This window comes from Nostoc sp., assembly GCF_036919555.1.
Taxonomy (GTDB): domain Bacteria; phylum Cyanobacteriota; class Cyanobacteriia; order Cyanobacteriales; family Nostocaceae; genus Nostoc.
The window spans coordinates 75,810-84,281 of sequence record NZ_JBALCS010000014.1 but is presented as its reverse complement, the minus strand read 5'-3'; the positions used below and the strand labels follow the sequence as shown (position 1 = coordinate 84,281).

At 40.3% G+C, this 8,472-nt stretch carries 13 protein-coding genes and 1 pseudogene; 9 read left to right on the top strand and 5 right to left on the bottom strand.

Translation table 11 applies throughout. From position 1 onward, the window contains the following. Window positions 1–414: 414 nt before the first annotated feature. On the bottom strand, window positions 415–1,008 hold the full coding sequence (locus tag V7K36_RS06000) for a thiamine phosphate synthase (RefSeq protein WP_335114017.1): 594 nt from the start codon (window positions 1,006–1,008) through the stop codon (window positions 415–417). A 571-nt stretch (window positions 1,009–1,579) separates the two neighbouring features. On the opposite strand from V7K36_RS06000, the gene V7K36_RS05995 reads away from it, so the two are divergent. From V7K36_RS05995 to V7K36_RS05985, 3 genes are all read left to right on the top strand, one after another. Beyond that, a complete protein-coding gene (locus V7K36_RS05995) occupies window positions 1,580–1,960 on the top strand; it encodes a hypothetical protein (protein ID WP_335114015.1) in 381 nt (126 codons plus the stop codon). A 241-nt stretch (window positions 1,961–2,201) separates the two neighbouring features. Next, window positions 2,202–2,654: an Hsp20/alpha crystallin family protein gene (locus tag V7K36_RS05990; RefSeq protein WP_335114013.1), complete on the top strand. Its 453-nt coding sequence runs from the start codon at window positions 2,202–2,204 to the stop codon at window positions 2,652–2,654. 237 nt (window positions 2,655–2,891) lie between these two features. After that, on the top strand, window positions 2,892–3,530 hold the full coding sequence (locus V7K36_RS05985) for a histidine phosphatase family protein (RefSeq protein ID WP_335114011.1): 639 nt from the start codon (window positions 2,892–2,894) through the stop codon (window positions 3,528–3,530). Window positions 3,531–3,694: 164 nt separating this feature from the next. Here V7K36_RS05985 and V7K36_RS05980 read toward each other — a convergent pair whose 3' ends face one another. Then, window positions 3,695–3,952 carry a hypothetical protein gene (locus tag V7K36_RS05980; RefSeq protein WP_335114009.1) on the bottom strand — a complete coding sequence of 86 codons (258 nt, stop codon included), beginning with the start codon at window positions 3,950–3,952 and terminating at the stop codon, window positions 3,695–3,697. Here V7K36_RS05980 and V7K36_RS05975 point away from each other — a divergent pair. Continuing rightward, window positions 3,851–4,096, top strand: a pseudogene (locus V7K36_RS05975) (Hsp20/alpha crystallin family protein); the annotation flags it as partial. The gene V7K36_RS05980 and the pseudogene V7K36_RS05975 sit on opposite strands and share 102 nt — an antisense overlap. Window positions 4,097–4,181: 85 nt before the next feature. Here the strand turns inward: V7K36_RS05975 and V7K36_RS05970 are convergent. Beyond that, window positions 4,182–4,820, bottom strand: coding sequence for a MarC family protein (locus V7K36_RS05970; protein WP_335114007.1), 639 nt, complete (start codon window positions 4,818–4,820; stop codon window positions 4,182–4,184). Here V7K36_RS05970 and V7K36_RS05965 point away from each other — a divergent pair. After that, window positions 4,819–4,944, top strand: coding sequence for a hypothetical protein (locus V7K36_RS05965; RefSeq protein WP_335114005.1), 126 nt, complete (start codon window positions 4,819–4,821; stop codon window positions 4,942–4,944). The two genes, V7K36_RS05970 and V7K36_RS05965, sit on opposite strands and share 2 nt — an antisense overlap. A 197-nt stretch (window positions 4,945–5,141) precedes the next feature. Here the strand turns inward: V7K36_RS05965 and V7K36_RS05960 are convergent, their stop codons facing one another. Beyond that, on the bottom strand, window positions 5,142–5,252 hold the full coding sequence (locus V7K36_RS05960) for an FAD-dependent oxidoreductase (protein ID WP_335114025.1): 111 nt from the start codon (window positions 5,250–5,252) through the stop codon (window positions 5,142–5,144). Between V7K36_RS05960 and V7K36_RS05955 the strand changes: the two genes are divergently transcribed. The 3 genes from V7K36_RS05955 (at window position 5,251) to V7K36_RS05945 (ending at window position 6,849) form a co-directional block, all read left to right on the top strand. Then, window positions 5,251–5,904 carry a TspO/MBR family protein gene (locus V7K36_RS05955; protein WP_335114003.1) on the top strand — a complete coding sequence of 218 codons (654 nt, stop codon included), beginning with the start codon at window positions 5,251–5,253 and terminating at the stop codon, window positions 5,902–5,904. The genes V7K36_RS05960 and V7K36_RS05955 overlap by 2 nt on opposite strands. Window positions 5,905–6,297: 393 nt before the next feature. Continuing rightward, window positions 6,298–6,462: a hypothetical protein gene (locus tag V7K36_RS05950; RefSeq protein WP_335114001.1), complete on the top strand. Its 165-nt coding sequence runs from the start codon at window positions 6,298–6,300 to the stop codon at window positions 6,460–6,462. 60 nt (window positions 6,463–6,522) lie between these two features. Continuing rightward, complete coding sequence (locus V7K36_RS05945; protein ID WP_335113999.1) at window positions 6,523–6,849, top strand: hypothetical protein; 327 nt, start codon at window positions 6,523–6,525, stop codon at window positions 6,847–6,849. A gap of 80 nt (window positions 6,850–6,929) precedes the next feature. On the opposite strand, the gene V7K36_RS05940 is transcribed toward V7K36_RS05945, so the two are convergent. After that, complete coding sequence (locus tag V7K36_RS05940) at window positions 6,930–7,214, bottom strand: 3'-5' exonuclease (protein WP_335113997.1); 285 nt, start codon at window positions 7,212–7,214, stop codon at window positions 6,930–6,932. Between the two features lie 357 nt (window positions 7,215–7,571). Here V7K36_RS05940 and V7K36_RS05935 point away from each other — a divergent pair, with 357 nt between their 5' ends. Beyond that, on the top strand, window positions 7,572–8,393 hold the full coding sequence (locus V7K36_RS05935; RefSeq protein ID WP_335113995.1) for a hypothetical protein: 822 nt from the start codon (window positions 7,572–7,574) through the stop codon (window positions 8,391–8,393). Window positions 8,394–8,472 lie beyond the last annotated feature (79 nt).

Here is an 8,472-nt window from a genome sequence, read left to right as displayed (position 1 = left end):
CTGGTCTTGGTTAAAAAGTCGAATCCGCAAAAAACTAGCGCAGTTTGATTGTTTACGAGATGCCATTGAGCACGTCTTACATTTTACGTCCTAAGCACCTTGGCGGTTGCTATAGTCCCGATAGTTCTGTGTATGGCTCCCAGCAGATTTTTTATACTCCTGAAGCTGCTAGAGTTGCAGGTATCAGTTGGGTTAATAGTGATAAATAGCGGGTGGGTGCGATCGCCTATAAATGAAGGGCGATGCCTACGGCGGTAAACTACGCAATTAAGTTTTATTTAAGTTTCATCATCTAACTCAGCTAAAATCTTGTCGAGTCTGTCGTTAGTGTCCTTGGCAAGCTGAACACAACAGATTATTACCAAAACATCAGCAATATTTCATGTTTAATAAAATTCGGATAGGAAAAATATTTTATTTTTTAAACATACTAATTGCTGCAATACCAGACGCACCAGCATCAAGACATTTTTGATAATTGTTTTCGTTAATTCCCCCAAGAGCAAAAACTTTCATTTGTGTTGATTTACAAGCTTGAGTGAGCATATCTAGACCAATACCTTTTGCTTCTGGATGAGTTGGGGTCGCAAAAATCGGTGAAAAAAATACATAGTCTAATCCCTCATACTCTGCCTCTTTTATAGATTTTAATGAGTGACATGATTTTCCAAACAGTATACTATTGCTTTTTGCCTCTGGCATTTTAATTTGGTCTTTTTCTCTAAAATGAAAAGCACTAACTAAAGAAGATTTATAATTTAGAGAAAATGGTAAAATAATTTGCAATTCTTTGTAGGATAGATTCTCAAGAATTATATCTATATTTTCTCTATTTGCCTCATATAATCTTATATAACACGAATCTGCACCGTTGCTGATAGCTCTGTTTACCCATTTAGTAACTTGAGCAGCAAGTTTTGATTTCTCAGAATAAATTATTTCGGAATTATCTCCTGATAAAATATCAAATATAGCGATTTTTTTAAAAGGTTTTATTGTTTCTCTCATAGAACCCTTCTTTCATTTTACAGTAATGGTTGTAGCAGCATTTATCTCATTAAAGAACTTTCTCAAAATAATTCCTATTGGGGTAGTTAGTACAATAATTTAAGCCGGATCTGTTTCATTTTACCAGAAAATTAATCAACGCAAACTACAAACATTACTTAACTTTAAAGTGCGCCTTCTGACGCTCGCGTTGTGATCGTAATGGTGGACTGAATAATAAGGTATTCAATCCACCATTATTGAGTTGAGTTACTCAGTTAAACCTTGACTCGTCGGAGTCAGTTTTACTCCTGATCCTGATCAATTTTTTCGATATCATCAGGTGTACCAGTAGCAGAAATTTTTGATGTGCCAGATTTACCTGCACCCGAATTGCCGCCAGAAGCGCCAGCACCGCCAGAATATTTAGAATCAGTGTTGCCTTGTTCTTCTTGAAGCTGTTCAAGGCGGTTTTTTTCTTGAGCTTTATCTTTTTGGTCAGCCCTATCTTAAAAACATTTTTAGCGTAGCGATCGCTCTTAACTCTACCATTTTCCTTATTCTGGCGACACCAAATGCAAATGCTCTTAATTTGTCAGTTCTGGCGGATAATCAGCTAGTCGGCACGCTCCCCGTAATACCCTTGGAACCTAATCAGCTAAACCTATTCTCAGATTTAACCCTCACACCAGCACTTTTGACAGAGGCGCTGGTGATGAGTGCTGATGCTCTGCTGAAGTGGAAAGCGCAGATTTTGGACTATCAGCAACGGGTAAGGGAGAACAAACCACCTGAGCAGACGACGTTATTTGACCTTGCACCCAACCACTGCGACCCAGACCGGATTGATCGTTGCAGTTACAGGTGCGTAGGCGTAGCCCGCCGTAGGCATCGCTCTCGTTTTGGAGGATGCCAGCAGATAGCCCCGGCGATGCGTGTCTGTATTTCATCATTGACTCTGCGGCTGGTCTGATTTTGTATCTGGGGGAGACGTGCCGCTCTAACAAGCGGTGGCAGGGTTTACCGAACCGAAAAATTCGAGTTAACCGTAATCTTTTTTACTGCCTAAACTTGTGCGGTAATCATCAATTATTTGGTGATAAGAACCGAATTCACAAGCTTGTTACTTCTCAATAATATGGTAATCAAAGCAAGGAATTAAATCCTCAGTTGATTGAGCAAAAAACTACTATTGGTACAAGGGATAAATTAATATGCTAGTTCGTCGTTACAACCCCTGGCAAGAATTGAACACTTTAGAACGTCACATCAATGGCTTACTTGGAGATACCAGAGTACCATCTGGACGGTTGGAAAAAAACTTTATCAGAGTTCCGGCTGCTGAGTTGCACGAAACTGATGATGCGATTCTTCTTTTGCTAGAACTACCAGGACTAGACGCTAAAGACCTAGATATTCAAGTCACTGAAGATGCTGTTCACATTAGCGGTGAGCGCAAGTCTGAAGCTAAAACCGAAAACAATGGCACTACCAAGAGTGAATTCTACTATGGTAAATTCCAACGTGTAATTCCTCTATCTGCTAAGGTTCAAAATACCAATGTCACCGCAGATTATAAAGACGGTATTTTGAACCTGACACTGCCCAAGTCCGAGCAAGAAAAGAACAAAGTTGTCAAGGTTAATCTAGAACAACCTGCTGCCTAATTGGTTGTGATGAAATATTCTACCGATAATAAAAGATTTAGATAGCTAAGAGCTTGGTTATGAGATGACCAAGCTTTTTTGTAACAATTGGAGGGAGCGATGCCTACGGTAAATGCTAAGTTTGTAGTTGATTGACTTTTTTGGTTGATTACTTTGTCTTGGTGTCACAGACTCAATTGCGAGATTGATGGTATTTTATTTTTGCACAAATCCTTTATCCCAATCGCAATACAAGCTATGACACTCAATTTATATTTACTGCGACATGGAGAAACTACTTTTAGTCAAAGTGGTAATTTCTGCGGTGAAACTGATGCCCAGTTGACAACAGAGGGGATGCAGATGGCATCCGGTTTTGCCGATGTTTATCAAAGCTTGTTGTGGGAGGCTGTTTATGTTAGCCCGATGAAGCGCACAATTGCAACTGCCAAGCCATTTTGTGATGCTATCGGTATGGATATGCAGTTGCGTGACGGACTTAGAGAAGGTAGTTACGGCTCTTGGGAAACTTTGAGTAAATCGTTTGTCCAAGAGAATTACGCCCAAAACTATGTAAAATGGTTGACAGAACCCGCTTGGAATGCACCACTAGGTGGAGAAACTGCGGTAGATATTGCTAACCGTTCTATGCCTGTGATTGCTGAAATTCAAGAAAAACATCTTCAAGGTAATGTTTTAGTAGTTTCCCATAAAGCCACGATTCGGATTCTGCTTTGCAGTTTACTGGGAATTGATTTGGGACGCTATCGCTATCGGGTAAATATTTTGGTCGCGTCGGTAAGTATGGTTAAATTTGACGTTAACGGCCCTTTGTTAGAAATATTAGGCGATCGCCATCATATACCCGATCGTATTCGCTCTCGTCCAGGAACATAATAGGCATCACTCGATTTTCAAGATAAGAGGAAAGCGATAGCGCTCTATGGCCTTGGCAGGCGATGGGGAAAGTTCAAGGACAGAATACAAAATTTCATCCTATCTTACAGGAGATAGGGTGATGGGAATACGGGGCGATCGCAGAGCGAGTAAAAATTCAAATTTTAGTGATGAAGACGAGCTTGGCGCTCACGCAATTCACGAGCTTTTTGTTCATGAGCTTGGCGTTCACGCAATTCACGAGCCTTTTGTTCACGAACCTGCTGTTCATGCAATTGACGCTCACGAATTAGTTTAGCGTTATTAAAAGCAATAGTATAGTCACTGAAGATGCTGTTCACATTAGCGGTGAGCGCAAGTCTGAAAATAAAACCGAAAAGAATGGCACTACCAAGAGTGAATTCTACTATGGTAAATTCCAACGTGTAATTCCTCTATCTGCTAAGGTTCAAAATACCAATGTCACCGCAGATTATAAAGACGGTATCTTGAACCTGACACTGCCCAAGTCCGAGCAGGAAAAGAACAAAGTTGTCAAGGTTAATCTAGAACAACCTGCTGCCTAATTGGTTATGATCAAATACTCTACCTCCAATAATTGATTGAGATAGCTAAAAGCCCAGTTATGTCATAACCGGGCTTTTTTGTAGATTATTTTACTTGAATATGGAATGCATCTTTCAATAAGGAAATAGAACCATCAGAAATAAACCCTACACCAATTGCGAGGATGAAAAAACCAAAAACTCGATTTAAGGCTCCTACACCATTTTTTCCTAACCTGTTAATCAGTGGCTCTCCTAAGACGAGGCACAGGTAAAGGCTAATCCCGATTAAAACAATTCCCACTAAAGATTCTAGATAGTCTACCCAATCATTAAAGCTAATCGATAAACTCGTTACTACCCCAATTGCTCCAGGGCCACTGACCAATGGGATTGCCATTGGTGTAAAAGAAATATCCTCTTTATTTATAGCCTCATCATTTTCTGATGGAGTTAGTCGTTGACGAACTGTAACCATTTCCCACGCTGTATGAGTAACAAGTAATCCGCCTGCCACTCGCAACACATTTAGTGAGATTCCAAAAAATTCTAGTATCCATCTGCCAGTGACTAAAAACACAGCTAAAACTAAAACGACATTTGTGGCAGTTTGTTTTGCCTGCTGATGACGCTCAGATGATGTTTCCCTCGCTGTTAAACTGTAAAAAACTGGAACTGCACCGATTGGATTGGCGATTGGGAAAAGAGCTATGAAGGTTGCTAATGTATTTGGAATTAACGACATGATCAACATGGGGTGCGATCGCTACGACTGGGTTCTCTCATTTGCTAGTTGCGTAGGCGTAGCCCGCCGCAGGCATCGCTCGAAGTTTCCTCTAAGAATTATGAGCGATGCACCTACCAATTAACTTTACCTAATACTGCCTCCAGGCGGCTGGTAAATGCTGAAAGGCGATGTCTACGACGGGCTGTCCGGTGTCGCTCTTGGGTTTTCCTCTCTACGAGACGCTACTCGCGAACGCTTGAAAAAGTTTCTGAGCATATATTCCTTGGCTTTTAAATGTTTGCTGTAATGAACTGTAAAAAAGTGTGAAAAATCTGCGTTTCATGTAATCACGAAAGCTGAAATTTGCGCTGCTGCTCGTTGTCCACTGCGAATGGCTCCCTCCATATAGCCACAATATTCAACGGGAGCGGTATGTTCTCCTGCAAAAATGACTCGTCCAGCAAAGTACGGTAAGTCAGAGGTTTATAAGCTAGGCACTATCCTACAAATATTAACGATGATTGTCGTTTTGATTGGGATGGAGAAATTAGTGATGTTGATTGATAATAATTCTTCTATTCCCAGTTGGGTTAGTACATTTTTGACAGGATTATTTTTTGCTGTATTAAGTATCCGTTCGCGAATGTTTTCTCTGTTAGATAATACCCGTTCTCGTCAGACCTATGACCAAGTAATTAGACCAAGATGGTCGCCTCCACCTTTAGCATTTCCCATAGTTTGGATGATAATAGCCGTTTTGCGAGTAGTTTCTTCTGTATTAGTTTGGCAGCAAATGAACCGCCAATTTTTAGTGCTGCCTTTAATTTTGTTTGTAGTACATCTGGCTTTGGGGGATACTTGGAATACGATTTTTACTGTAGAACGCAGATTAGGCACTGCTGTTCCTGTAGTTATTTTAGGCCCTTGGTTATCTGCTGTAGTAGTAACAGCAATTTATTGGCAAACTAATCCTGTAGCTGGAATGATTTTATCATTATCTTGTATATGGTTAACTGTAGCTTCTGTATTAGTATTTAGAATTTGGCAATTAAATGGTTCTGAGCCATTGTATCCATTAAAACTAACATCTGTAAAGAAGTAAATAATCTTTTAGGCGTTACTGAATCATGGGATGATTTCGTTAAATTTAGAACGAGTTATCAATGGTTTCAACTGCCAATTCATCCCGCATTTAGCATCCTGGGCTGATGCTTTCCACCACTTGAGCAGTTCTGGAGTGGGAGCAAAAAGAGGCAGGTGCTTGCCTTTCCAGTTTTTGGGAGGGTATGTCCCATTGGGCAGCCAAGAGATTTAGGCGTTGGCGTAGCCCGCCGCAGGCATCGCTTTGAGTCTCTTAAACCAAACCAAACGAGAAATCCTGATTTTGTCGTTAGTTCTTAGCCTTGGTCGTGAGCAAGTATAATTTAGATGCGTTTGCCCTGACTGCTGTGGTCAATGACTACGACATTGCCTTAGAGAAAAACTTAGATTTAACATGAATGAAACTTTAGCAGCCACACTAGGGGAATTACAAGCACAAATATATTGGTTACATGATGCTGAGGAGTTTACAGAATTGGCATCAGCAGCAGCTACCATATATATGAAACTTGGTTATACTCAACAGCAGGCAGAAACGGCAGGTAAGTTAATTACTTAGGCTTATCAATTAGCTGATGATGCTGCTAATGCCCAGAAAGCAAGTGATTTTGACAAAGAAATGCAGTTTTATCATCAAGTTAAAGATAAATTAACTCAAGTAGAAACAATATTAGGTTATCAAACCAGTATCGCCATACATCAAATGAAATGGTGGATGTATTTTCGTCACAGACAGAAATTACAAGTCATTATTCACTTATTTTTACAACATTTGAAAGCGGTGGGATTAATTAACCTACTTACTGCTATTAAACTGACATACTTTTTGATAGAAATAGGCAGAGTTCATAAATCGCGTGACACAGAAACCACCAAACATAATGCTATACAATACTGGACAGAATTATTGAAAATTAAACCGCCACAATACCCTTATCTTGGTTAAATTGCTTATTTTTAGGCTTGAACACGATTGGTAAACTACGCATCCTCAACTTTTCGTCTAACAATGAGGGGTGAACACAATCAAATTACTTTGGCCGCCATTTTACCCAATACTGTCTCCAAACGACTGGTAAATGCTGAGGAGCGATGCCTCCGGCGGGCTGCGCCTACGCTAGTCAGAATTAGTTGCTCTATAGCCCGTGTCATTGCCACATACAATAGCCGCGCCTTTTCTTCTGGTGTGCCGTGTCCGTACTGGTCAGGCATATAACCAATACCAGGAATAAGCACCACTGGGAACTCTAGCCCTTTACTGGAATGCATGGTTATGAGTTTGATACTTAACTCGGCTGGGTTGTATAGCAACGGACAGGAAGCTTAGGACAACAATCAATTCACAATGTACGCTTGTTGAAGGCGTCTATCGCCCAATTGTCCTAACGGCTTTGTCCACTGCTATACCTATAAATTTTTTTGCCTACCTACTTATACCCTAAGCCTCTTGAATAAATCCCTGCCACTGGCCAGCAAATAGATAATTTAATGTGAATAGGTTACTTGGTATCATACTAACTAATATCGCCGTAATCGAAATGCTCTCAGCAACCGCTTTATCATGCTTGCGCTTCCAAAGCTTGTTTGGGCGTAGATAAATCTCTGTAATCGTGAATCCAAGTGAAGCAAATGCCAAATAGAAAATCAGTTGCCTAAAGAATTCCATGTTTGAATAAGTTCCTTCTTAGCAATCGTACTCTAGGTGATATTGACCAGAAATTAGCACAGATCGATTGCTACTATCAGTTAGAAGGATTAGAAAAACAACAGAAAATTGGCAAATTGCGTTTGCTTGCCGAACAGGAAGTGAACTTTAAACTAGAAGAAATTACACCTGCACTTGAGGCACTTGTCGTCACCTTGCAGTTTGCTGAAAAAGGTGGCATGACCAAGGAGGAAATTGAGAATGTGCAACAAGAGTATCGAGAAATTTTAAGCGCCATCGGTTTAGAAGTTGTCACCGAAATATACCACAATCGCTCAGTTTTTACACTTCAAGAAAATCGTTCTAAAGACAGCTTGATTGAACTGATCCGAAATTGGTATCGCATCTACATTCGTGATTTTCATCTTTTAGATAATGATACCAGCATTATTTCCGAAGAATGGGAACGCAAAATCAATTTGTTAAAGCGGAGAGTGCAGCGTTTGTACCAAAAGATTTCTAATCCTCAAAGTGAAGAAACCCGATTAGATGACTACGTGATGGAACTGAACCGATGGTTGCGAGAACGGTTTAAAGAACCCCGACAAAAGTGGCAGGAGCCACAAGTTTTAATCAAAGGAATCGAAAATAGTGACGCGATAACTTACGTTCAGTTCAACTTGAATTTCTTTGTTGATGATATCAGGCTAGAAAATGGTCGTCGGGGCGATCGCGTCAGCAGCCAAATTTATGAAGAGGTTGTGCGATACCTCAAGCACAGCGCCACCGAAGTAATAGAATCAAACGCAACTATCACTGTTCAGAGCGAGAATACTAATTTGTAATTCGTAATTCGTAATTCGTAAGAACTGGTATAAATTGTCATGTTTTCAACTCTCTATTCACATTAGATACAATTCACAC